This window comes from Anaeroplasma bactoclasticum (genome assembly GCF_003550015.1).
GTDB lineage: Bacteria > Bacillota_I > Bacilli_A > Acholeplasmatales > Anaeroplasmataceae > Anaeroplasma > Anaeroplasma bactoclasticum.
Genome location: NZ_QXEV01000002.1, coordinates 153,257 through 179,112, shown reverse-complemented (window position 1 = coordinate 179,112; position 25,856 = coordinate 153,257). Strand labels below are relative to the sequence as shown.

Annotated in this window: 21 protein-coding genes; 2 read left to right on the top strand and 19 right to left on the bottom strand. The window is 30.9% G+C overall.

The annotated features are described in order from the left end of the window. Positions 1-87 precede the first annotated feature (87 nt). The 17 genes from EI71_RS01700 to EI71_RS01620 form a co-directional block, all read right to left on the bottom strand. Positions 88-675, bottom strand: coding sequence for a hypothetical protein (locus tag EI71_RS01700; protein ID WP_119015515.1), 588 nt, complete (start codon positions 673-675; stop codon positions 88-90). A 170-nt stretch (positions 676-845) separates the two neighbouring features. Then, positions 846-1,889 (bottom strand): GNAT family N-acetyltransferase, encoded by a 1,044-nt coding sequence (locus EI71_RS01695; protein ID WP_211320996.1) that lies wholly within the window; start codon positions 1,887-1,889, stop codon positions 846-848. Continuing rightward, positions 1,886-2,737, bottom strand: a complete 852-nt coding sequence (locus EI71_RS01690; RefSeq protein ID WP_162849670.1) for a DUF3990 domain-containing protein — start codon at positions 2,735-2,737, stop codon at positions 1,886-1,888. The genes EI71_RS01695 and EI71_RS01690 overlap by 4 nt, the downstream gene beginning before the upstream one ends. Before the next feature lie 174 nt (positions 2,738-2,911). Then, entirely contained in the window at positions 2,912-5,338 is a 2,427-nt protein-coding gene (locus EI71_RS01685; protein ID WP_119015513.1) for a hypothetical protein, read from the bottom strand. 11 nt (positions 5,339-5,349) lie between these two features. Further along, the gene (locus tag EI71_RS01680) at positions 5,350-5,715 is read right to left on the bottom strand and encodes a NifB/NifX family molybdenum-iron cluster-binding protein (protein WP_119015512.1); all 366 of its coding nucleotides are present in this window, start codon (positions 5,713-5,715) and stop codon (positions 5,350-5,352) included. Positions 5,716-6,006: 291 nt separating this feature from the next. Continuing rightward, entirely contained in the window at positions 6,007-7,110 is a 1,104-nt protein-coding gene (locus EI71_RS01675) for an aldo/keto reductase (RefSeq protein WP_119015511.1), read from the bottom strand. Positions 7,111-7,124: 14 nt separating this feature from the next. Continuing rightward, positions 7,125-7,931, bottom strand: coding sequence for an NAD(P)-dependent oxidoreductase (locus EI71_RS01670; protein ID WP_119015510.1), 807 nt, complete (start codon positions 7,929-7,931; stop codon positions 7,125-7,127). Beyond that, positions 7,928-8,656, bottom strand: coding sequence for a 5'/3'-nucleotidase SurE (gene surE / locus EI71_RS01665; RefSeq protein WP_162849669.1), 729 nt, complete (start codon positions 8,654-8,656; stop codon positions 7,928-7,930). The genes EI71_RS01670 and surE overlap by 4 nt, the downstream gene beginning before the upstream one ends. Positions 8,657-8,660: 4 nt before the next feature. Continuing rightward, complete coding sequence (locus tag EI71_RS01660) at positions 8,661-9,365, bottom strand: gamma-glutamyl-gamma-aminobutyrate hydrolase family protein (RefSeq protein ID WP_162849668.1); 705 nt, start codon at positions 9,363-9,365, stop codon at positions 8,661-8,663. 63 nt (positions 9,366-9,428) lie between these two features. Continuing rightward, positions 9,429-10,640, bottom strand: coding sequence for an FRG domain-containing protein (locus EI71_RS01655; RefSeq protein WP_119015507.1), 1,212 nt, complete (start codon positions 10,638-10,640; stop codon positions 9,429-9,431). Between the two features lie 38 nt (positions 10,641-10,678). Then, positions 10,679-12,565: a DNA internalization-related competence protein ComEC/Rec2 gene (locus tag EI71_RS01650; RefSeq protein WP_162849667.1), complete on the bottom strand. Its 1,887-nt coding sequence runs from the start codon at positions 12,563-12,565 to the stop codon at positions 10,679-10,681. A gap of 175 nt (positions 12,566-12,740) precedes the next feature. Next, positions 12,741-13,307, bottom strand: a complete 567-nt coding sequence (locus EI71_RS01645) for a ComEA family DNA-binding protein (RefSeq protein WP_162849666.1) — start codon at positions 13,305-13,307, stop codon at positions 12,741-12,743. A gap of 71 nt (positions 13,308-13,378) precedes the next feature. Further along, positions 13,379-13,909, bottom strand: a complete 531-nt coding sequence (gene yfcE, locus EI71_RS01640; RefSeq protein ID WP_119015504.1) for a phosphodiesterase — start codon at positions 13,907-13,909, stop codon at positions 13,379-13,381. Next, a complete protein-coding gene (locus EI71_RS01635; protein WP_162849665.1) occupies positions 13,906-14,349 on the bottom strand; it encodes a MarR family winged helix-turn-helix transcriptional regulator in 444 nt (147 codons plus the stop codon). The genes yfcE and EI71_RS01635 overlap by 4 nt, the downstream gene beginning before the upstream one ends. A 138-nt stretch (positions 14,350-14,487) precedes the next feature. Beyond that, positions 14,488-18,078, bottom strand: coding sequence for a pyruvate:ferredoxin (flavodoxin) oxidoreductase (gene nifJ, locus EI71_RS01630; protein WP_119015502.1), 3,591 nt, complete (start codon positions 18,076-18,078; stop codon positions 14,488-14,490). Positions 18,079-18,245: 167 nt separating this feature from the next. After that, positions 18,246-19,085 carry a peptide-methionine (S)-S-oxide reductase MsrA gene (gene msrA / locus EI71_RS01625; RefSeq protein ID WP_119015501.1) on the bottom strand — a complete coding sequence of 280 codons (840 nt, stop codon included), beginning with the start codon at positions 19,083-19,085 and terminating at the stop codon, positions 18,246-18,248. Between the two features lie 51 nt (positions 19,086-19,136). Further along, positions 19,137-19,340 carry a cold-shock protein gene (locus EI71_RS01620; RefSeq protein WP_119015500.1) on the bottom strand — a complete coding sequence of 68 codons (204 nt, stop codon included), beginning with the start codon at positions 19,338-19,340 and terminating at the stop codon, positions 19,137-19,139. Between the two features lie 247 nt (positions 19,341-19,587). Here EI71_RS01620 and pepT point away from each other — a divergent pair, with 247 nt between their 5' ends. Together pepT and EI71_RS01610 are read left to right on the top strand one after the other, a co-directional pair. Further along, positions 19,588-20,793, top strand: coding sequence for a peptidase T (gene pepT / locus EI71_RS01615; protein ID WP_119015499.1), 1,206 nt, complete (start codon positions 19,588-19,590; stop codon positions 20,791-20,793). Positions 20,794-20,873: 80 nt separating this feature from the next. Further along, complete coding sequence (locus tag EI71_RS01610) at positions 20,874-21,692, top strand: pyridoxamine kinase (RefSeq protein WP_119015498.1); 819 nt, start codon at positions 20,874-20,876, stop codon at positions 21,690-21,692. A gap of 134 nt (positions 21,693-21,826) precedes the next feature. On the opposite strand, the gene EI71_RS01605 is transcribed toward EI71_RS01610, so the two are convergent. Next, positions 21,827-23,020, bottom strand: a complete 1,194-nt coding sequence (locus EI71_RS01605; protein WP_162849664.1) for an IS110 family RNA-guided transposase — start codon at positions 23,018-23,020, stop codon at positions 21,827-21,829. A 468-nt stretch (positions 23,021-23,488) separates the two neighbouring features. Further along, complete coding sequence (locus tag EI71_RS01600; RefSeq protein ID WP_119015496.1) at positions 23,489-25,807, bottom strand: gluzincin family metallopeptidase; 2,319 nt, start codon at positions 25,805-25,807, stop codon at positions 23,489-23,491. Between the last annotated feature and the right edge of the window lie 49 nt (positions 25,808-25,856).

Genomic DNA, 25,856 nt, shown 5'->3' with positions numbered 1-25,856 from the left:
TCATTTCTAATTTTCTTTAAATAAAACTACTAATTTATAAAAAAGTGTAGTTTTAATAAGAAAGAAAACCCCACCTTAAAGGTGGAATTATTTTGATTTTTTCTTTTCTTCTTCAATTGGATATAAGGATGTTGAAATTGCAAGTATTGTATATCCACCAAAGATAAGTAATAAATAGAAAATTTGTAATGCGACTGTTTGATTCATTTTAGTAAATCTATATCCAAAGAATGCATCACTAAATAATGTAAAGAATATTGTTGATGCCATTAGGAAGGATAATACTACTTCCGTAAAATGAATCCAAATATTTTTCATTCCTAAAACATTCTTTAATATAGTTACAACACTAAATGCAATAAACAAAATCATAGTAATGATTTCTGTTACAAAGCCGAATGTAAAATATCCCTTTGTTGCATCTAGTATTAAACCAATTAAATACAAAATACCAATAGCTAAATATAATATAGGCATTCCAAATTTAACAAAATTATCGCACTTAAATAAAACAAATACTCCAAGTACTATAATTAAAAAGCCAAATGTAGCTACTGCAATTTCTAAGTAATGATTTGCAATAACTAGATTAATACTACCTACCATTATTACAATGCCTGCAATCATATGAGATATCGCAACAACTAGGTTGTTCTTATCAATTAAATTTTTCATATAAAATAAGTCTCCTCGTTTAATATAAAGTATACTATAAAATTTAAGATATGTGCAATGTGAAAATATGTGATTTCACATATACATATATTTTATTTCTTTATTTTATAAAGAAAATGTCTTAAGTTTCTATCATGATGTCAACCACACTTTTTTAGAAAAAAAGAAGATTATTTTTTAAATAACTCGTAGTAATTATAATAACTTTCTCCATTATGACCTATAAGATGTTTATTTGGATTCTTAAAGCCTAATTCATAAAGAGCATTTTCTCTTTCAACATCATCATCAAAAGATTTTGTTATAATCCTCTCGCAATTAAACAAATTAAAAGAGGATGGAATAACTAATTTTAAAATATTAATAATGATATTTTTCTTTTCGTATTCACTTTTTAAATCAAGCCTTAATAAAGAACAATTATTAAAGTAATCATTGGAATCTCGATGAAATTGCTCTAGAGTACCGACAACAATCCCATTTGCTTTATCAACTATCGCCCATCTTACAAAAAAACCATTTTCATATGAATAATTCCAAAATCTTATAGCTTCTTTCATGCGTTTAATTGTTGTGTAATGGAAATCATCACCATTACAATTATCACTATTGAAATATTTAACCGCCTTTTTATCAGAATAAACATTCAATAAATCTTTCACATCACTATCTTCAACTTTTCTTAGCAAGAATCTTTCATTTCCTAAAACAGGGAATTTCACATAAGGATCTTCAACATTTCTTATTACTCTAAGAATATCCACACCTTTTCTTAAAATGTCTTCTTCTTTATAAGAAATATTTCTAGCTTCAAGCAATCTTTCAATAGCTTGTGAAACATCTAGGGAATGATATGAAATAAATGTAGAAGCAACATATTTTAAAGGCAAATATTTATACGCCTGTTTTGAAGATAAATTATATGTATAACAAAAGTATCTATACAAATAACCAACCCAATACATTATATCCTTATTATACTTTAAAGAACCATATGTAGTCTTACCATATTGCAAGTCTAATTCTTCAAAAATATTATTAATTGTCTTGCTGTCATCTAAAAAAGCTTTGTTATCCAATTCAATAGCGATTTTTGAGTTCATGAATCTTCGAACGAAAACCTCAGAACTCATATCTAAAACAGAAACGGATTTTTCAAATAAATCCGCTTGAATATCACATAGCCTTTTTCCTTCTTTATCTATAGTTTTCATCCTAGTATCTCCTCAATATATTTTCCTTGATTTTTATATTTAATCATTGATAATTTTACTTTATTATCAGAATCGTTAATATCAGCTTGTTTTATTTGGTGATAATAGTCCCTTTCAGATGCAGAAAGATAGCATCTTTCAATTATTTCTAGATTGGAAGTTGCCTTCTCGGTTAAAAAAACAAACTGTTTACCAAGATTTGTAGCAGCCAAACAATGCTTACATTGCTCATCGGTAATATATCCATCAATAAATTGCTCAATTATACGATACATTCTATTATCAGCTATTGGAGCATAGATGTAATCGGCATTTTTAACTTTATCAACTATTTTTTTTATAATTGGATGATTTTCATATTCATTAAGAGTACCGCGATAATAGGCAATAGCTAGCATCCATTCTTGATTAACATCAAAATCAACTTTTTTTAAACCTGTACCATTAAATTTAATCATATAAATAGATGAATTAGGAAATCTTGAAATAAAAGATGATGCCTGTTCGCTTGTTTCACCGCAATAAAAGCCCTTCCCAAAATCATTGTTTTCTCTACCATAAAAAGGAGAAATATTTCCTTCTATTGTATTTCTAGCTCCATGAAATATAATCTTAAAACTAGGGTTTTCTTCTTTGTAGAACATTTCTTTTATACTATTCAGTTTTATTCCTTTTTTATAAGTAAAATTATAAAACTTTTCTAAAGTGTCTTCTGAAGGATAGTTTTCTCCACGCTCTATTCTTATAATAGTTCTTTTTTGAACCCCTATATTATTTGCCATTTCTTCTTGAGACATATTAATCATTTCTCGAACAAGTTTCAAATCATCATTAATCTTATAATTCATAAAACATCACTCTCTTTCAACTACATTGTAACACATGTCACCAACAAGTTCAATAATTATTTAAGTGACACATGTCACCAACAAGTTTATATAAAACATTTAAAAAAAGATACTTCAATTTAATATCTTTACCGTAGTCTCGATAATAAAATAGAAAAAGCCAACTAATGTTGGCTATCTCATACGTTTATAGGTTTCGTAATTCAAATAATATAGCATTGTATCTGGATTACAATAAATATCTGTTAAAGATATGTAAAGCTTTGTTTGTGTTTCACTTAAATTAATACCATATACCATTTGTAAATCTCTTACAATATCTGGTAAATACATATAATATTTAGATTCAACAATTTGTTCAATTAAAGAACAAATACCTGTTTCTTCCTTTTGTACTCTTATCTTTAATATAACAGAATCTGCGCTATAGCATCTTTGATATATTACATCCTTAGATGGTAAGAATAAGCTAGAATAGAAAAAGTCCGAATAATTATGCTCTAATATTGGATGAGTAAATCCCTTATTCTTTAATGAGGTAATGGTAAATACCTCATCCTCATATACAGAATTCTTAACTGTATCTACAAAATCATTAATTAAATCAATAGTAATTCCTTCTTCATTTAATTTCTTGATAGATACATAGTGAGATGGTTCTACCTCAATATATTCATAATTCATCACTCTTGCCTTTAAGCCTGCTTGGAATTCTGGTAGGCTTATAAGCTTTGGATCCATTCTCTTTAAGAATAAATCATCTGTAAATAATGTATTAACATAATCCTCTAAGGATAAATATTTATCCTTATAAATACATCTTACTCCATCTTGGTATCCTAAAGCATTTAAGGTTTGTTTATTAATATAATATTCCTGGAATGGAATACCAGCCTTATTCGCTAAAGGACCAATATCAGAGATGAAATAGAAATCTTCTTTTAATAATTCCTTATACATATTTAAGATTTCATCTCTTAATTTTGGTGTTGTAACTGTAAATGTCGCATTCGAATAATATGGGCTAAACTGCTTTGCAGCATAGTTAGAGAAGGATTTTTCATTAACACCAAATACCTTAGAATAAGCCTTAGTAAATTCCGCCATAGATACAGGAGATAATTCAAATAAAATAGATTTAATTTGATTATTTCTATTTCCTGCACCAAAGACAATAATAGGCTTTCTAATGAATTCAATATCAAACTTCTTTGCAGTCTTCTTTAAGATGAAATATAATTCATATTCATCTTTAATATCATATGCTTCCATTAAAGAAATATTTGCATCAAAAATAACCTTAGCTGATATTTCAATATCTACATATTGAGCTAGGGATAAGGAATGATAGAATCCTGAATCAATAACTAAGGAATTATAATATCTGAATCCATTCTTTCCCTCAAGTATTTGTTTTGATGCATCAAGTATTTGAATAAACTGCTTCTCACTTACAGCTAATTCCTCATGAAATAAATTAAACCAATACTTTTTAAAATCATCATAAATATCTTTTTCTGATAAGGTATCCTTTAAATCAAATCTAGCATAAATATCTAATACATCCTGTGGTGTTTTTAAAACACTAATACCATGAATTTTGGCATATTTTCCTAATGTATTCTGAATATTTACTCGAACATCAGAGCTTACTCTTTCATCTTCTAGCATTTCTAAAATATTTCTTTTACCCATAGGCTTAGAAGCCTTTAATTCTAGATAGCGGAATACAGATTTATCTAGCTGGAATATTTTAGAGAATTCATCAATATTTAAATGATAAGAATAATATAAATCTAAATATTCATCCTCACTTAAAATTGGGAATGGATATTTGGATAGAGTTCCTTTAATCTTATCCTTTTGAATACCATAATCTAAGGCAAGCTTATCTAGTGGTAAGCCCTCTAAATAATCCTTTAATAAACCAGAGTTCTTATCATCCGATAGGCTAAACATAAATTCCTTTAGATTTGCTTGAAGCTTCTTTATACCAAATAAAGAATTTTCAATAAATTCTAAATTAGATAGCTCCTCTAAAGCCTTATCCATTAAATAGCCATAGCGGTAGCATTCCTCAAGCTTGATTTCAAGCTCATCCTCCATAATATAGTCTTCGCCTAAATTCTTTAATATGTTCTTTTTTAAAAGAGTCATATATTCTTGATCCTTATATAAGGATTCTAAATAAGCCTTAATCTCTTCCTTTTGCTTATCAAAAGGCTCATTAATGGTTAAGATTGCATCTTGAATCTTACGAATATTTGCCTCCGTTAGATTATATTTTTGTTTTAATAGGATTTCAGGATAAAGTCTTATCATAAATAGGGAAGTAATTCCCTTTTTCTTTAAGGATTGACATACCTTATCGGATACTCCAACACTAGTTAGGGCAAATATGTTATAAACATCATGCTCTTCCTTTGATAGCTCACAAAGGCTATTATAAACATCTTCCTTTTTTATTCCTGTTTGATGAACAAATTCATCAAAGCCCAAATCTACTACATTAGATAAATCTAATCCAGACAGAATAATATTATTAATTACTGCAGAAGATATTCCCTTATCTGTTAAATTAAATAAATCATATTTATCCATAAATACACCCCCTAGTGGCCACAATTACAATCATCTTCCATTAAAGAAAGATCTAGCTTTGCTGTATTGAAGCTTTCTAAGCTTCCCTCTAAGAATGCAATAATAGAATTTTCTGGGCTTCCAGATAAGCCCATATAAATTCTTATATTTGCTTCTCTTAATCTTTGGATAGCAGGCTTGCCCATATTGCCACAAATCACAACCTCAACCTTTAGCTTTTTTAAAAGGGAAGTCATATATTCATGGCCAGACCCCTGACAAGGAATTGTCATTTTTCCTAAAATCTTTTCATCATCTGTATCGAATACAACCATAGAGGCACAATGTCCAAAGTGTGGATCTATTCTTCCTCTATCATAAGGTACTGCTATTCTCATATTACCACTCCTTTAAAAAACAAAAATGAGCATGGTAAGCTCATTTTTATTTTTGAATATCTATAAATAAGCTTCCAATCGAATTGAAATACTACACATACAACAATATAGAATCGCTCTATTTGTCTTTATTTTACCTTATTTTGGTAAAAAAATAAATAGTTAGATTTTTTACCAATTATAGATACCATATATTTATTTAAAAAATTCCATATACAAATGATTAGAATTTTTAGATACTTTAGTGAATAATATATCATCACTTTCAAATACTATATCCATAAAATCCTCTTACTTTAAGACTTTAGCTAATTCTTCTAAGAAAGAAGGAATTTTGATATTTTGTGGGCAATGTCCCATACAAGTTTCACACTTAATACAATCCTTTGGTGTACCAATGCTTTTAATTTCTTCTCTATCTTCAAAGGTATCCATTCCTTCTATTTTATAATCATTTAAAAGCTTTAAATATTCTGGAATATTAATACTACTTGGACAATCATCTACACAATATCTACAGCCTGTACAAGGAATATAAATATCCTCATGGAAGATCTTACAAGCCTTAAATAGAATATCTATATCCTCTTTTGTTAATTTCGTATCATCATTAAATGTTTCAATATTATCTTTTATTTGTTCTAGGCTTGACATACCAGATAGGATAACTAAAACATTATCTAATGTTCTTACAAATCTTAATGCCCATGAAGCAATAGACCAATCTTTATGAGCATGCTTAAGTAGTGCCTCTGCAGGGTGAGAAAGCTTTGCAAGCCTTCCACCTCTTACAGGCTCCATTACCATTGTAGGAATATTTCTATCCTTTAATATTTGGTATTCTTCTTTAGTTTTACTATAATTCCAATCCAAATAATTAATTTGAAGCTGGGCAAAATCCCAATTCGTATAGTCAGCAAATCTTCTTAAGGTTTCAACTGATGCGTGAGATGAAAATCCTAAATATTTAATCTTACCAATTCTTTTCATTTCTAAGAAATATTCAATTCCACCACTTTGAATATAAGAATCAATATTATCATCTGTTAAGCAATGAATTAAATAAAAATCTATATAGTCTGTATTTAATCTTTCAAGCTGTTCTTGAAATACAGCCTTAAAGTCCGGGTTAGCACCATAATTCCATTTTGTTGCAAGATAAAAGGAATCCCTTTTATATTTTTTCATTGCTTGACCTAAAAACCTTTCAGAGTCTCCTTTAGAATATACATACGCAGTATCATAATAATTAATGCCATGGCTCATGGCATAATCAATAATCTCTTGGCTTTTTAAAAAATCAATAGTTTCTGTATTTTCAATTACAGGAAGTCTCATATTACCCATACCTAAGCGAGATAATTTAATTCCATCCTTAAAGCTTTTTACTTCCATAGCCACACCCCTTTTTATAATTCATGCTTTGGATTATTACCTAATTTAAAATCATTAATCTGCTCTACTAATAATTTACCAATATTTGCAAGTGCCTCTTTTGTATTTGATGCAATATGAGGAGAATATATTACATTTTTCTCCTTTATAAGTGGATTATCCTCCTTAAGTGGTTCTTCTTCAAATACATCTGTTAGATAACATAAAATATGATTATCTCTTAATGCATCAATAATATCTGCCTCAGAGACTATTTTACCTCTTGCGGTATTAATTAAAATTACACCCTTTTTCATATAAGAAATAGTTTCTTTATTTATAAAATGATATGTAGAATCATTTAAAGACATACAGATGAAAACAAAATCCTTATCCTTTAGTTTATCTTTTATATCATCATTTCTTTTATATATATCTACATCCATTAATAGTCCATCACTTAAGATATCCTTTAATCTTTTTCCAATATGACCATTACCTAAAACTAAAGCCTTTTTCTTATATAATTCCATTTTGTTTTGCCTTGCAGCCATAAGTGCGAAATATAGGGAATACTCAGCAACACTTTCATAATTTTGATATGGACAGTTAAATACAACTATGCCCTTAGTTTTAGCATAATTGATATCCACCTCTGATATACCTGTTCCATGAATGGCAATACATTTTAAATGAACTGCCTTATCAATAAAAGCTTTATCTATAGTTAGATTTCTAGTAATAACTATATCTGCTTCTTCAATATTATTTATAATTTCATTATCCTTTTTTAATTCATCTAAATAATAGCTATCCATCAATTCTATAAAATATATTTTCATAAATCATATTCCTTTAATTTATTAACATATTTATGATTTGTTTGATCTACTCCAACAGGAACAAAGGTAATATAGCCTAATCTTCCTAAGGATACATCCGTATCCAAATCTGTATCAAAGGTAATACTATCCTTTAATACATCATAAGATCCTATATTATTCTTCATAAATTCTGTTTTATAGCTTTTAATACCTTGTTTTGTAAAACGATAGCCTTTGGATTTATCAAATGAATTAATAGGGAAATTTACATTTAAAACATAATCTAAGGAATATAATTTATTATCCATAATATATTTAATTACTTGATCTATTTCTTTTTTTGCTAAATCAAAGGAGCCATGGTCTGCAGATATAGCAACCCCAGGAATCCCCTCAATAATAGCTTCCTTTGCAGCCCCAACAGTACCAGAATAAACTATATCTGTACCACAGTTTAAGCCATTATTGATGCCAGAAAATACAATATCAAATTCTTTTTTTAATACGCTTGTTGCAAGCCTTACACAATCTACAGGCATACCACTACATGCAAAGCATGAAATACCTGGGATGGCATTGGCTTCTTCAAAGCAAATTGTTCCCATATTAATGGAGTGAGATGCTGCGCTTCTACCTTGGTCTGGCGCTACAACAGTAACATTACCATAAGGAATCATCGCATTCGCTAAAATTTTTATCCCCTCTGCATATACTCCATCATCATTTACAATTAATATTTCCATAACCTCACTCCTTTATAGAATCTATAAAAGCCTTAAAAATCTTTTTAGAGGCATTTTCATTTTCAAGCATATATTCTGGATGCCACTGAACTGCCCACATAAATTTCATTTTAGGGTGATAAATAGCTTCAACTAAGCCATCTTCGGATACTGCCATACTCCTTAAGGATGAGGCAATTCTTCTTAAGGCCTGATGATGTAAGCTATTTACCTCTAGGGAATCTGTTTTAATTAATTCTCCAAGTGGAGAATTAGAAAAAACATAAACCGAATGAGATTTTCTATCATATGGATATTCCATATGATGAATAACCTTAGATGGATGATCCGTAGGTAAATCCTGGTATAAGGAACCACCCTCTAATACATTAATTAGCTGTATTCCCCTACATATACCTAAAATTGGCTTATCATCTCTTTTAGCTATTTGATATAATATCTTTTCTGAATTATCTCTTAAAGAATCAATAGGTCCACATTCATGCTTTCTTTTGGCTTTATAAAACTCAGGGTTTACATCATTTCCACCAGTAAATAAATACCCATCAATTCCCTTATTTAATTTTTCTAATTCCTCTTTTGTTGCTCCATAGGGTAATATTATAGGAATACCACCAGCATTCTTTATTCCATCTAAATACCCTGGTAACATCCAAATAGATTCTTTTTCTTTATCGTACAAAGGTAAAACACCAATAATAGGCTTCATATAATCATCTCCAATATGTTAAATTTTAACATACTCTTTCTTTATAATAAAGAAAAAGCTACATTATTCGTAGCTTTTCATAATCGATACAGAAACATGATCCTTATCTGGATACATTGTACCTGCGTTAATATTTAATAAATTCAATTGTTCTTGAATATATTCTCTATGAACAATGAATATTCTTTGTTTAGAAACAGTATTTAAATGCTGGTATTCTCCAGTTACATAATTACATAAACCAAATAAAATGAAGGAACCACTTTGAGCTATAATTCTTTCATTAATCATACCAACCTTGACATGCCTTGGTCTAAGTAATACATCTGGATTAAAGAAATCCTGATCAAAATATGGAAGCTCATTATATACTTCCGCAACAAATCTTTTATAAGCAATAGAATTCTTATATATAGATGGATCATTTTTCTCTTTAGATTCCATTATTTTTTCATATAATTCTTGCTTATAATTGGTTTCTAATACCGCTAAGGAGGATAATAATGTAACAGCATTAGAATCAGAATATTTCACATTTCTAATTGCCTCATTCATTACAACAACCTCTCCAATGACTAATCCCTTATTCTTATAGCCTTGTGGCTTATCACAGGCCATATATAAGGCAACTAAAGGATTAGAGGTTGTATCTAATAATCTTGTAGGCATTTTATAATGCTGCATTGTAGTTAATATTTCAATATATTTTTTACTTGAAAGCTCATTATAAAATTGTATTTTAAAATCCATATACATATAGGATTCATTATCATAATATTTCTTTTTTCTATATAAAGATGGAACTAAAGTATATTTATAAGAATAATGTCCTCTATAGAATGCTTCATCCTCTTTATTTTTTCTTTTTAATTCCTCTACTGCAGAAATATAATCTCCAACATTACCTATTACATAATTTCCATTAGGAAGTAATGTAACAGACGCTAGTAATGCTTTAAAGCCTACATTATCTAAAAAATCTAATTTAAAAGCTAAATCATCAAAGCTATAATAGAAGGCTAAATCTTCTTTTTTATTCTCCTGATTTACAAATAAATACATAAACCTGTTTTCTTGATTTATGGAATAAACCTTGTAATGAACATTCTCATTTATAATAGGATATATTTCATCATTTTCCATCTTAAATGTATCCATACTTTTAAACTTTAATTCAACATCCTTCCATTCTGTTACAAAAAAGTAACCGAAGTCAGGATCAGCTATAAATACACCATTTATAACCTTATCATCTACCTTAAGCTTATAAATCATAGAAATACCCCCCTCTTATATTACAATTTTATCATATTCTATCTATAAGTGGAAATATGAACTTTGCCAAATCCTTGGCTAATCGTTATATTTCCTCTATTATATGTAATATAAACCTTAGAATATTCTTCTATTCTTTTTAGGGTTAAATCCTTAGGTAGACCATATTTATTATTTTTAGCAACACTTATTATAGATATTTTAGGGCTTACCATATCTAAAAATGCTTTAGAGGATGAAGTATCTGATCCATGGTGAGCAACTTTCAAGATATCACTATCTAAGGATACTCCATATTTATTAACTAAATCATTCTCTTCATCCTCTGTCATATCTCCTGTAAACATATATTTTGTATCCTCTATTTTAAATGTTAATACTATCGAATTAGAATTTGGATCATCATAAGAATTTATTGGACCTAATATATCTATTTTAATAGAATCAAAATAAATAATATTTCCTGATTCTATTTTCGTTAGGTTAATATTTGGCATAATATCATCAAATACCTTATCGGTTTTAGGTGCATATATCTTTTTCACATTCATATTCTCTAAATAATCCTTATAATCACCTATATGATCAGAATCCGAATGTGTAAATAATAATATATCAATATTATTTATTCCTAAGGATTTAAGATAATCATAAGAATTATATGCATCTATTAGCATTACCCCTTTCCCATAGGGTAATTCTATTAAGCAAGAATCTCCTTGTCCACAGTCTATATAGGTTATTTTATAAAAGGGATATACATATCTTAAATTAATAAAAGATATTAAATAAATAGATAGAATAGCTATAGGAAAATATATCTTCTTCTTTTTTTCTATAGCTATAACCAAAAATATAAAGAAAATATAATAAAAGAGTATACCAAATATATTGAATGATGGAACAGCTATAGCTAAATTATAGGATGTTATATTTTCTAAATAGGAATTAATCAATATAAATATATATTTTAATCCATAATCTAATATAGGAAATATAGAAAGTATATAGGTAGAAGGTAATAAAACAAATGGTAAGCATAAGGCAAATATAGGAGATAATAATAAGGATAAAAAGGATATCTTATTGGTCATGTTTATAACTAAGGGGAATGTGGATAAATAAATTAGATAATAGGATTTATATAATCCTTTTAATCTTTTTTCTCCTTTATCCATAAATATTAATACAAAGGAAACTAAATAAGATAATAAAAAGCCTGTATTAAATAATTGGTTTGGATTTAAAAGTAGCATAAATATCATAGATATAGATAATATATCTAGCCTTGTATAGGATACCTCTCCTTTTTTATTCAATGCGCCTATAACTAAAAAGAGTAATGCTCTTAGGGCACTAGGTGGAGCACCTATAATAATGGTATAAGAAATGAGTAAAGTTAAGGGTATTGCCTTTTTATAATATTTAAATACCTTTAATAATATAAAGGCTAATACCTTATATAAAAATAAAATATGTAAACCACTTATCGCTAAAATATGAGAAATACCAAGTATGGAATAGGAATCTTTAATATTTGAATCTAGTGAATCCTCTCCAAAGACTAGCTCTGATACATAAGAGAAGGATTCACTACTTAAATGCTCCTTTAAATAATTCATATAAGAATATTTAATGCTATATGGGGAAAAATATTTCCCCTTTTTTTCTATAGTTTTACCTTTAGCTAAATAATATATTCCTTTTGAATATAGGTATTCCTTATAATCAAAATCTGTATCATAGCTTTTATCTTCTATTTCTTGGAATAGTAAATCTACTTCTATATAATCTCCTACTTCATTCTTATGATTATATTCATTTACTTTAATCTTTACACCTTTATAGAAAAGAATATAGGATGAATCACTATCAATATCATATACATAAGATTCAATATGATTATCTATTTTTATATTTTTCATATAAGAAGGTATTAACCACTCTACAAGAAAAACAAGTATAAATATTAATATTGGTAATAATAGATGAGTCTTTTTAAAAATGAATATTAAATATAATCCTAAAACAATAAAAAATGGCCAATATTTTAAAGATAATAAGAAAAGTAATATAGATATCAAAATGAAATGGAAATCATTACAAAACGGCTTTTTCCTTAATAGCTTCAATAACCTCATTTGAAACTCCTAATATTTTTTTTAAAGTATCCCATGAATCAATTTCATTTGTCTTTCTATATTCCATTATCTTATCCGCTCTTTTTTCTCCTATACCATATAGCATCATAAGCTCATCCTTTGATGCTGTAGATATTTTTATTTTACCTATATCTAAATCTATTTCCTCTTCTATGAAGCACTCATTATCTAAGGATTCAATAAAGATCGTCGTATCCTCATAATATCTTTTCCCTAAATCCTTATCTGGATTACTATAGCTATTAAAATATACTCTTACCTTAGATAGGATATATCCATAGGATGAACCATAAGGTACAGTTATAATTATTTGATCCTCCTTTATTTCTCCTTCTATTTTAATTTCTATAGTATTCTTATTCTTCGTAGTGGTTATAGCTATATCTTCTTTAATTTCTTCTTCAATATTGGAATTTAAATTAGAAATTAAAGATGGCAAGAATGCCAGTGCAATCGTTGTAATTAAAATAATTATGATAATAATGATTTCTTTCTTTTTATACATATTCTTCCTCCTCATATAAATACTAGGAAGAAAGAATTAAAAAATTAAAAAATAGCGGAAAAATCCGCTATTTAATAAATATATTCACTTACTATTTCTTTATCCATGGATAATAAGGTTATCTTATGGTTATCCCATATTGCATAGCCTCTTTTCGAATTATTCTTAGGAATCGTTATAGAACCTGGATTAATTAAATGAAAGCCTCTTATATCATAACTATTATCTGGAATATGGGTATGACCATATAATACTAGCTTAGAATCCCCTTTATATAAATCTAGATGATGGCCATGTTCTAGATGACATTTGATATCATTTATTATTCCATCAAAGGAATCTAGAATTTTGAAATCTAAAACCATTTGGTCTACCTCAGCCTCACAGTTTCCTTTTACACAAATAATTTTATCCTTATATGGATTTAATATAGATATAACCTTTTTAGGGTTATAAAATGCTGGTAAATCATTTCTAGGACCGTGATATAAAACATCCCCTAAAAGTAAAATGTAGTCACATTTTTCTTTATTAAATTCATTAATAATGAATTCTGCTGAATCAAAAGCCCCATGAATATCCGATACAATTAAATATTTCATTCACTTGTAACCTCAAGTAATAGCTTTAATGCTTCATAAACCTTATTAAACTCTTCATCATTTACAGAATCAAAGAATGGCCATGTATAATCCGATACATCTACTAAAATATTGCTAGCCATTTCCTTTGTTTTATCTGTTAGAAATACATGAGTAGATCTAGCATCCTCTTTGGATACCTTTTTCTTTAAATATCCTTTTTCAACTAAACGATTAATAAGTGGAGAAATTGTATTAGTAGATTTATGTAATCTTTTACAAATATCTGTAACTCTTCTTGCCTCAGGATGATGATATACATCTAGAATAATTACTGCTTGAATACTAGATAATCCATAGGGCTCACATAATTCATCTCGAATATTTGTAAAGTAGTTAGATAAGTCTTTAATCATTTCAATGATTTCTCTTCTATTTTCTATTGTATTCTCGTATGCCATATGCCACCTCAAATTAAATTATAAATTTATAATAAATTTATCACTGTTGACATAATTTTTCAAGGGTATTTATGTCAATATCGATGTATTATTGAAAAATGCAAGAAAAAAAGCGGTGAAAATCACCGCTTATAATTCTTATTCAGCCTTGTTAGAGTAATCCTTTGCTGCAAGATAAACGTAGTTGTTATAACGCTTAACTGCATCTGCAAAGTTAAGATCGAATAACTCCTGAGCCCTTGCAGGGTTAACCTTAGTTAACTGAGCATAACGACCTTCGTTCATTAAGAACTGCATGTAAAGATCCTTATTTGGTTCCTTAACATTATCTAACTGCATTGGGTTCTTGCCTTCCTTAACTAGATCAGGGTTGAAACGGAATGTTGGCCAATAACCACACTCTGTAGCCTTCTTAGCTTCCATCTGAGACATGAATAGACCCTTCTTAATGTTATGAGCAATACATGGAGCATAAGCAATTACGATAGATGGTCCATGGTAAGCTTCTGCTTCCTTTAATGCCTTAATTACCTGGTTCTGGTTAGCACCATGAGAAATTGTAGCAACATATACATGTCCATAAGACATAGCGATAGATGCTAAATCCTTCTTGAATGTTGGCTTACCAGCAGCAGCGAACTTAGCAATAGCACCTGTACGGCTAGACTTAGAAGCCTGTCCACCAGTGTTAGAGTAAACCTCTGTATCTACAACTAAGATATTAACATCTTCGTTGTTTGCGATAACATGGTCAAGTCCACCATAACCGATATCGTAAGCCCAACCATCACCACCGATGATCCACTGAGATACCTTAACTAGGTAATCCTTTAAGCTTAAGATTTCCTTAGCATATGGAGCATCAATAGCTTCCATAGCAGCAACGATCTTTGGAGCTAATTCCTTAGTCTTAGCGCCATCAGCTCTATTTTCTCTCCATTCCTTGCATAATGCTTGAGCATCAGCAGGCATAGCTTCTTCATTTAAAGCCATAACAGTCTGGATACGATCTCTTAATGTTTCAACACCCATTCTCATACCGAAACCGAATTCAGCATTGTCCTCGAATAATGAGTTAGCCCAAGCTGGACCACGGCCCTCAGCATTAGTTGTATATGGGCTGGATGGATAAGAACCAGAATAAATAGATGTACAACCTGTTGCGTTAGCAACCATCATACGATCACCGAATAACTGAGCAACAGCCTTAACGTATGGAGTTTCACCACATCCACCACAAGCTCCAGAGAACTCGAATAATGGCTTAGAGAACTGTACGTTCTTAGCGTTATTTGTACCTGCAACATCACCCTTGTATGTTACATTCTTAACTGTCCAATCATAGATTACTTCTTCCTTAGCTTCACGAGAAGCAGCCATTGTATGAGGCTTTAATGCAGGAACCTTTGTAACTGTTCCATCTTCAGCCTTAACTGGCTTACCAGGACAAACTGTTAAGCAGACACCGCAGCCTGTACAATCTAATGTAGATAATGCAAGAGTATACTTATAGCCCTTGAATCCTGTAGCTTCAAGTAACTGAACACCATGTTCTTCAGCTGCCTTAGCTTCAGCCTCATCTAATAAGAATGGACGGATACATGCATGTGGACATACGAATGCACACTGGTTACACTGGATACACTGCTTAGCATCCCAAACAGGAACATCTGTAGCTACACCACGCTTTTCATATGCTGCAGTACCCTGTGGCATATGACAATCCTTACCATACTTAGCAAATGCAGATAGAGGTAAGGAATCACCCTTAATAGAGTTAATTACATCAGCAATCTCACGAACGAATGCTGGACGTGTATTATCAACAACCTTAACATCATCAGAAAGGTTAGCCCAAGCTGGATCAACTGCAACCTCAACTAATCTTGAACCACCCATGTCGATAGCCTTATGGTTCTGATCTACTACATCCTGACCCTTCTTTAAGTAAGTCTTAGTAGCAAATTCCTTCATATGAACCTTAGCTTCTTCATAATCCATAATCTGTTCATTTAGCTTGAAGAATGCTGACTGCATAATTGTGTTAACACCTAGACCAGCACGGAAACCGCACTCTCTAGCTGCAGCATTTGCAGCAATGATATAGAACTTAGCATGCTTCTCAGCTAATAATCTCTTATACTTGTTAGGTAAACGATCTGCAATGTGGTCCTTATCAACAACTGTATTTAATAAGAATGTACCACCCTCACGTAAACCATCAATCATATCGAACTTGTCAAGATATGCATCTAGTGAGCAAGATACGAAATGTGGCTGGTTAACTAGGTATGTAGAACGAATTGGCTTCTTAGAGAAACGTAAATGTAATCTTGTAGAACCACCAGACTTCTTAGAGTCATATGCAGCATAAGACTGAGAATAGAAATCAGTATAGTCACCAACAATCTTAGCGATGTTCTTACAAGCACCTACTGTACCATCAGAACCTAAACCAAAGAATAATAATTCTGTTGTAGAAGGATCTGCAACGTCAACTGGCTTGCCAAGAGGTAAGCTTGTGTACTTGATATCATCATTAATACCAATAGTGAAATGATCCTTTGGATTTCTTGCCTTTAAGTTATCAAATACTGCAACGATCTGTTCTGGAGTTGTATCTTTAGAAGATAAACCATAACGACCAGCAACGATCTTTGGAGCATTTGCCTTGCCATAGAATGCAGCCTGTACATCTAATGCAAGTGGCTCATATAAAGCACCCTGCTCAATTGTACGGTCTAATACTGCAATCTTCTTAGCAGTTTCAGGGATAGCCTTTAAGAACTTATCTACAACGAATGGACGATATAGATGAACCTCTAGGATACCAACCTTTTCACCCTGCTTAGTTAATAAGTCAATTACTTCCTCAGCACACTGACATACAGAACCCATAGCAACGATTACTCTAGTTGCCTTAGGATCACCATAGTACTGGTATGGTCTATATGTACGACCAGTAGCCTTAGAAATAGCCTTCATATACTTTTCAACAACTGGATATACACCCTCATACTGCTGAGCCTGAAGCTCTCTAGTCTGGAAGTATACATCGTCGTTTTGTGCTGTACCACGAGTCTTTGGATGACCTGGGTTTAAAGCTTCCTCACGGAACTTAGCTACAGCCTCTCTGTCTAATAATTTATCGAATACCTTGTAATCAATAGGTTCGATTGTGTTAACCTCATGTGATGTTCTGAAACCATCAAAGAAATGTAAGAATGGAATAGAAGACTTAATTGCAGATAAGTGTGCAACACCTGCTAAATCCATAACTTCCTGAACGGAATTTGAACATAATAATGCGAATCCTGTCTGACGGCAAGCCATAACGTCCATATGATCACCAAAGATTGCTAAGGATTGTGCAGCTAATGTACGTGCAGAAACATGAATAACGCCTGGTAAGCATTCACCAGCAATCTTATACATGTTAGGAATCTTTAATAAAAGACCCTGTGATGCAGTATATGTTGTAGTTAATGCACCTGCCTGTAAAGAACCGTGTACTGTACCAGCAGCTCCACCTTCAGATTGCATTTCTACAACCTTAACAGGCATACCGAATAAATTTTTCTTTCCCTGAGAAGCCCATTCATCTGTATACTCAGCCATTGGAGATGACGGAGTGATAGGATAAATACCAGCTACTTCAGTGAAGGCATAAGATGAATATGCGGCAGCATAGTTACCATCAATTGCCATTCTTTTAACTTGTTTGCTCATTTTTTTCCTCCTGATGAGTTAATAAATTTCCATAGGATATTATAAAACGATTTCGTTATTTATTCAATACCACCAAAGGAAAAAAATCCCATTTTATACATAAGTATAATGTTATCGAAAATTATAAAGAAAAAGTTGGCATTTTTTGCCAACTATTTTCGTGAATTTTAGACTTTTTTTCTGCCTGACGCAATTAATTCCTCTTCATATTCCTTAGGGTTTTTAATCGCATAATTTTGATGTTCCTCTTCTGCCGTGAAAAATGGAGTATTATCAAGTATAGGAACCTTACATTCCATTCCACATTCTAAGGATAAATGATACTTATATTCAATAACTGCCTTCTTTTCTTCCTTATCTGAATTAAATACTGCAGGGCTATAAGAATCTCCTCTATCTATATACTGTCCTCCATCATCAAATGGATCAATATTTTCAAAATAGATATCTACCATTCTTGTATAATCTGTTTTAGTAGAATCATATTCTATTAATATAGATTCTCTATGATGTGTAAGCTGTGCTTTTACCTCTTTATATGTTGGATTAATTTCACTACCTCCAGCATATCCACTTAATACTCTTAATACACCATCTTGGTCATAAAAAGGCCCTGCAATACACCAAAAGCAACCACCCGCAAATAATGCTCTTTTTAATTTACCCTCTTCAAAGGAATAAATACTTCCAGTATCATCACTAGATACAAAAGATGCCTTACCACCAAATAGATTTATAAATATATCGGATACACTTTTACAAACCTCTAAAGTACCATGTACTCCACCAAGCTTTAAATTAAAATCCCATACTGCCTTTATGGCATTCTCTAGCAATTCCAAATCACCAGAAAAATTCATCATTCCACCATAAGGTGCAATAACATATAAGCTCTTATCTTTTTCTATATATCTAATTGCATAGGATTCTCTATTAAATCCTTTAATTACAGATGCTTCCTTTACAATATCTGTAAATGATGCACCACTTGTATATATCTCTACCATAATTACGTCCTTTCAAAATTAAAGGCTGGAAACAATTCCAGCCTCGGTTTTTTATGCTTGAACCTTTACTACGTGCTTTGCTAATTGACCCTTCTCGCCAACTTCAGCATCAAATTCTACTTCTTGTCCTTCTTCTAGTGTCTTGTAGCCTTCGCCTTCAATTGCACTGAAGTGAACAAATACATCCTTACCTTCCTCAGATAGAATGAATCCATAGCCTTTTTCAGCATTGAACCATTTTACTTTTCCCTTCATAGAGAGTACTCCTTTCAAAACCTAACCATCGAATTTTAAATAAATTCTATATTTAATTATATATCAAACCTTATTAAATAACAAGATTATTGTCGTACTTTTTTAGACATTTTACATTATTTTGGTTGTTTTCATATGATAAATAACAAACTTTCTCTTTTTGTGAATTATCTTAAACGAATAAGTCTTTCTCTAATTGAAGATATGCCTTATTTTTACTATAATAAACTCATAGGAGTTTAGAAAAATGAAAAAGAAATTATTAGATTATTTTATAAAATATGTAAAAATTGATACGATGTCTATGGAAGATCAAGATACTATTCCATCTACAAAGAAGCAATTTGATTTAGCTAAGGTTTTAGTTAATGATTTAAAGGAATTAGGACTTCTGGATATTAAACTAACCGATAACTGCTTTGTAACTGCTTTGCTTAAAAGTAACTGCAATTCTAATCTTCATATTGGCTTTATAGCCCATATGGATACAATACCTGGATTTTCAGGTACTAATGTTAAACCTAATGTAATAGAAAATTATGATGGTAATACAGTTAAGCTAAAAGGAATAGAGCTTAACCCTATTCAATTTCCATTCTTAAAAAACTTAAAAGGAAAAACATTAATTACAACCGATGGAACTACAGTACTTGGAGCAGATGATAAGGCTGGTGTTGCAAACATTATGACTATGCTTTATTATTTCGTAAATAACCCAAGCATTCCTCATGTGAATATTCATGTAGCATTTACACCAGATGAAGAAATTGGTGGAGGTATTAGCGCATTTGATATTGAAGGCTTCGGCTGTGATTTTGCCTACACTGTAGATGGTGGAGATTATAAGGATGTAGAATATGAATGCTTTAATGCTTCTTCTGCTAAAGTTACATTTAAGGGACTAGATATTCATCCAGGCTCTGCCAAAGGACAGATGAAAAATGCAGCATTGATCGCTATGGAATTCAATCAGCTATTACCAATAAATGAACGCCCTGAATTTACAGATGGCTATGACGGCTTTAATCACCTATGCTCTATGGAAGGTGAGGTTGGAAGTGCAAGCCTAGTATACATCCTAAGAAATCATAATAAAGATATTCTTAATCGTCAAAAGAATGATTTTTATAATGCAATGGATTTCATCAATAAGAAATATGGAAATAATACTTGTTTAGTTACAATTACTGATTCTTATTCCAATATGGCAGAAAAAATTATGGAAGACCCTAGATGCTTAAATAGAGCCTATGAAGCAATTAAAAGGGCAGGCTTTGTTCCATCTTCTACTCCAATAAGAGGAGGAACAGATGGAGCGAATTTAACAAAAAGAGGATTAAATACTCCAAATTTAGGTACAGGTGGATATAATTGCCATGGCCCATATGAATGTGCATGCTTAGAGGAAATGGAAAATGTATGCCATATTTTAATTGAAATTGCAAAAGAATAATCTGGTTCTTTCTATTTATATACTTTTGGTTATTTTTAAATTATTTTTATTCATATATAATAATATTTAAGGAGGTGCCTATGAGCAAAAAAATATTAACGATTCAAGATATTTCCTGTTATGGAAATTGTTCTACTACAGTTGCATTACCAATTTTAGCTAGATTTGGAATTGAAACAGCAATTCTTCCATCTGCAATACTATCTACCCACACAGGTGGATTTAAGGATTTTACATTCCTAGATTTAACAGATGAAATGCCAAAAATCATTGACCACTGGTGGCATGAGGGTATTAAATTTGATGCTATCTATACAGGCTATATTGGAAACCCTAAGCAATTCAATATCATATTAGATGCTAAAGAAAAATTGTTAAAGGAAGATGGATTATTCATTGTAGACCCTGCAATGGCAGACCATGGAAAGCTTTATACAGGCTTTGATGAATTCACCATTATTGGTATGAAGGATTTAGTAAGCGTTGCGGATTATATATTACCAAATATATCTGAAGCTTGCTTTTTAACTGGAAACACCTATGAAGAGGTACAAGATGATGATTATATCAATCGTCTATTAGCTGATTTATATCAGCTTGGAGCTAAAAACATTATTTTAACAAGTGTTGCTGACGATTATGATTCTCTTGGAGTGATTTCTTATGATGGAATTACTAAAACAACAATCATGAAGGAGCTCATCGATAAAAGCTATCATGGCACAGGAGATATATTCTCCTCCTTAGTTGTTGCAGGAATATTAAATGGTAAGCCAATTAAGGAAAACCTAGATTTTGCAACAGACTTCGTCATGGATGCAATTGATATTACACTTGATGATCCAGACCATGATTATTCTACAAAGTATGAAGAAATCCTAAAAAGAAACATAAAATAAACAAAAAATTAGATAAGGAAAATCAAGTATTAATTTAATAATTTTCCATGTGAATTAACGTATATTATTTAAACCAAGACCAAAAAACCTCAAAAAGAGGCATTTTTAAAAACTATATGGTATAATGTAGATGGTTATTTAAACAAACAACCATTTTTACATAGTGAATGAATTATTCTCAATAGTTTATTCATAGAAGCGACTAAGGCAGCAGGGGACGCCAATCCATCTGCCTTTTTTCTTTTATAGAATTCAACTATCTTAGTATCTCTATTTGTTCTAATCATACATGTGATTGCCAAATATAATAAACATCTTAATTTCTTGTTACCTTTTTTGGATATCTTTAAATGTAATCCAGATATTTGACCAGATTGATATATTTGAGGATCTATTCCTGCATAAGCTACTAATTGACTTGCATTATCAAATCTATCTATGTCACCAATTTCTGCTAATATTCTAGATGCCAAATTATCTGCTATACCAGGTATACTTCTTATAATTTCATAATTTGGTAATTTCTTTGCTATTTCAATTATTTCATCTAAAGTTGTTTCTAAATGCTTTATTTGAGAATTTAGAGTATGAATTACCGTATCAAATTGAGAAACTAAATATGATTTATATGAACATCCTGAGGCACAGTTTTCGGCATAATCCTTTAATGCTTGTGCTTGCTTTAAAGAAAATGATTCTTTATGGCATGTATGCTTTTCAATAAATTTTGCTATTGTATCTAATCTCTTTTTACGGATGATTTCTGGATGAGGATACTCAAGTAGTAATGCTTGAACATAATCAATATATAAATTCTCAAAAATCTTATCGAAACCTGGATAAATAATATCTAACAATCTTCTAAATTCAATCTTCCAGCGTTTCATTTCACCAACTAAAAAGTCATAATATCTGCATTTTTCTTTCAAATCACTATATATTTCATCCATTTTAGAATAAATTCTTAATTCTTTAAGATAAAATACTTTAGCTATTGATGAACAATCTTTCGCGTCTGTTTTAGTTCCTCTAATATCACTTTTCCTAACCTTAGCTGATAGTAGTGGACTAATGATTGTATATTTGAAATCATGCTCATCCAAATAAGTTTGTAATGCTTTGTGATAAACACCTGTTGACTCAAATATTACAATACAGTCTGAATCATATTCTTTTTTTATTGAATCTTTAAGCTTTAATAATTCTTTAAAGCCTTCTAAATTGTGTTCTATCTTTTTAGGCTTTGTTATTGGTTCATCAAAACCTTTAAAACCTTGATAGAAGCTTGAGCCCTTAGAAACATCTAAGGAAATACAAAATCCTTTCATTTTCATTACCTCCAATATTTTTTATTACTTTGAAAGCTAGTTTTAATTTCAATTTAATATTTATACCTATTTTCGTTTGCTTTATACGAGATGAAACTCTCCATTAGATTTAAGCAGATTAAAATAATAAATTGAAATTTGGACATTTTTTTGTACGAGATACATCGCTATTCTCAAAAGAGGTCACGCCCATAGTTTCAAAAACCTTTCTTTAAATCTATGCCTAGATAAAAAGAAAAGCTGAGAGTCAAATATTCTCTCAGCCAGCTTATTTCGATAACGATGGAAAGACCATTGAATAAAGAGTCAAAGCTCTAAATGGTTTTAACGAGATCGCATGTGTGTCTCAATGATTAAATAACTTTCCATCACTATTATTATACATTAATATTAGAAATAAAAAAACCAAGAGATTAACTCCTAGTTTTAGTATACGAAAAGAGGTTGCACGAGCAACCTCTAATTTTTTTATTCTTCTAATCCAGAGTCAGAAAGTACACCGCAAGCAGCAGCAATTGCCTTATATGCATTCTCATCGAAAATGCTATAGTAGCCAGAATCAACTAATACGCTTGAGAATGTATCTGTAGCTTCATGTGGAGCATATAACTTCTTATAATCTTCAACACCTAAAGCCCAGTCTTCTACTGCCTTTGCATAAACCTCAAGTGCAGCAATTGCAGATGTACTATAGCTGATATAGTAACCCTGGTAATTTAATAAAACTAATTCAACCCAGCTATTGAAAATCTTATCAGTATCATAGCTCTTAAGATTTCTTTCAGTACATACATCAGACCAAGCTTTTCTTAAATCCTTTTCAAACTGTAGAGCACCACCATCAACAGCATACTTTGTCATATCCTGTGTATATGCCCACTTTTCAAGCTCATTGATTAAGAAGCCTTCAATAACTGTATTAGACATAGAATAAATCTTATAATTTAAGAACTCTGCTGTAGCAATATCACTTGCTGCATCAGTAGTTGTTAAATATAGATAGAATAGCATTTCATTACCCTGAGAATGAACTTCATTTAAATCCATAGAATAGAATTCAGAATCTTTAGCAGTAATGTGCTCATTATAATGACCAAATTCATGAATGAATGTAGAAATATCCTGACAATCTGGTCCTAAGAACATAAGTGGTGTACCATCACTGAATGACCATACATAACCTGTTACATTATCATTTGGAGTTGCAGAATACCAATAATTTCCACTTGTGAAATAATACTTGAAGTTTTCAGCCATTTCATCGCCAATTTCATTTTCTGCATAATCAGCAAAATACTCGAAATAGTTTCCATAGTAATCTCTGTATAAGCCAAGGAATTCGTTCCATGCGTTTGCATAAACACGAGTAGTCTTAGCATCTGCTTCTGAAGCTGCATCAAACTCCATAAATACACTATATGCATAATCATTAACTGGTACGATATATTCTGCAATATAGTCTGCTAATGCATCAGTATCTGCAACAGTGTATTCTCTACCAAAGTTTTCAGTATAAGCGTACTCTAAATAGTTATCATAATTTACAAAATCAGCATATTCCTTAGCAGCTGTAAAGTATGTAGTTAATGCCTCTGCAGCTGTCTTTTCACCCTTATAGTAGCTTGATAGTGCACCATTCATAGTCTGGCTGATTTCATTTAACTGAGTAGTTGCTTCTGGATTTAAGCCTTCAGCATAAGCTTTAACAGCCTCTACATCTAAATCACCGTTTTCATCTAAGTACTCATCATACTGAGAATAGTAGAATTCCATATACTTATTAGAATTATACGCAGCAAGGTCAATTTCCTCATCCATTGCCCCAAAGTCATCCATTAATGCTTCAAGCTCATCAGCTAAATCATAAGACTCAGGAGTATTATCCTTATCAGATAAAATCTTAGCTGCCTTATATTCATCAACGATATAATAATACTTGTCGCAGAAAGCATTATATAAATCAATAACTGCCTGTGGTTCTAGTTCTTCAGCTGCAATTGCATCAAGTACAGCCTGACCATAAGCTAAATAAGTATCTTCAGTACCAAGCTCATATGTAGTAGCTAATTCTTTACCACTAACATCTACTGGACCTTCCTCATAAATATAATTCATAGCTTCAATCTTAGACTTAAATAATTCATCATCAATAGTCTTAAGCTTAAGCTCATCATCCTTAGCAAGACCTAAAGTTTCAGCAGCGTTTACGCCATTACCAACGATTAATACTTCGTCTTCTGCTACGATTGCAACATCGCCTTCCTTTAATTCTTCAGCCCACTTAACATAACCTACTTCCTTAACATCTTCACCATTTGTTAAGTCAAGCATGAATTCATACTTATAGGCAGCACGGAATTCTTCAGGAGTAACATCAAGCTTTACGGAACCATCTTCCTTAACCTCTGCAACACTAACTTCAAATTCTAGGTAATCAATGTATAAGTCTGCTGCAGATACTTCATTCATATCCTCATCATAAACCTTACCATCAGAACCATAATAAAAAGCCTTAAGACCCTTGCTGACATATGTAGCAGGAGTAGCTTCATAGAATTTGTAAGTAACAGTTTCTGTAGTACTCTCTGTTGTAGTTTCAGTTGTGGTTTCAGTTGTAGTCTCACCAGTGCCTGTTTCAGTTGTAGTTTCTGTTGTTGTCTCACCAGTGGCTGTAGTTGTTTCTACTGTTGTAGTTTCACCAGTTGTTGTCTTAGTATCATCTCCACAAGAAGCTAAAGCTAATCCTGCAAAAAAAGTCATACCAAGAGCGATAAATTTTTTCTTCATAAACAATACCCTCCATTTTCTTTTATGTAAGTAATATTCTATAACGTTT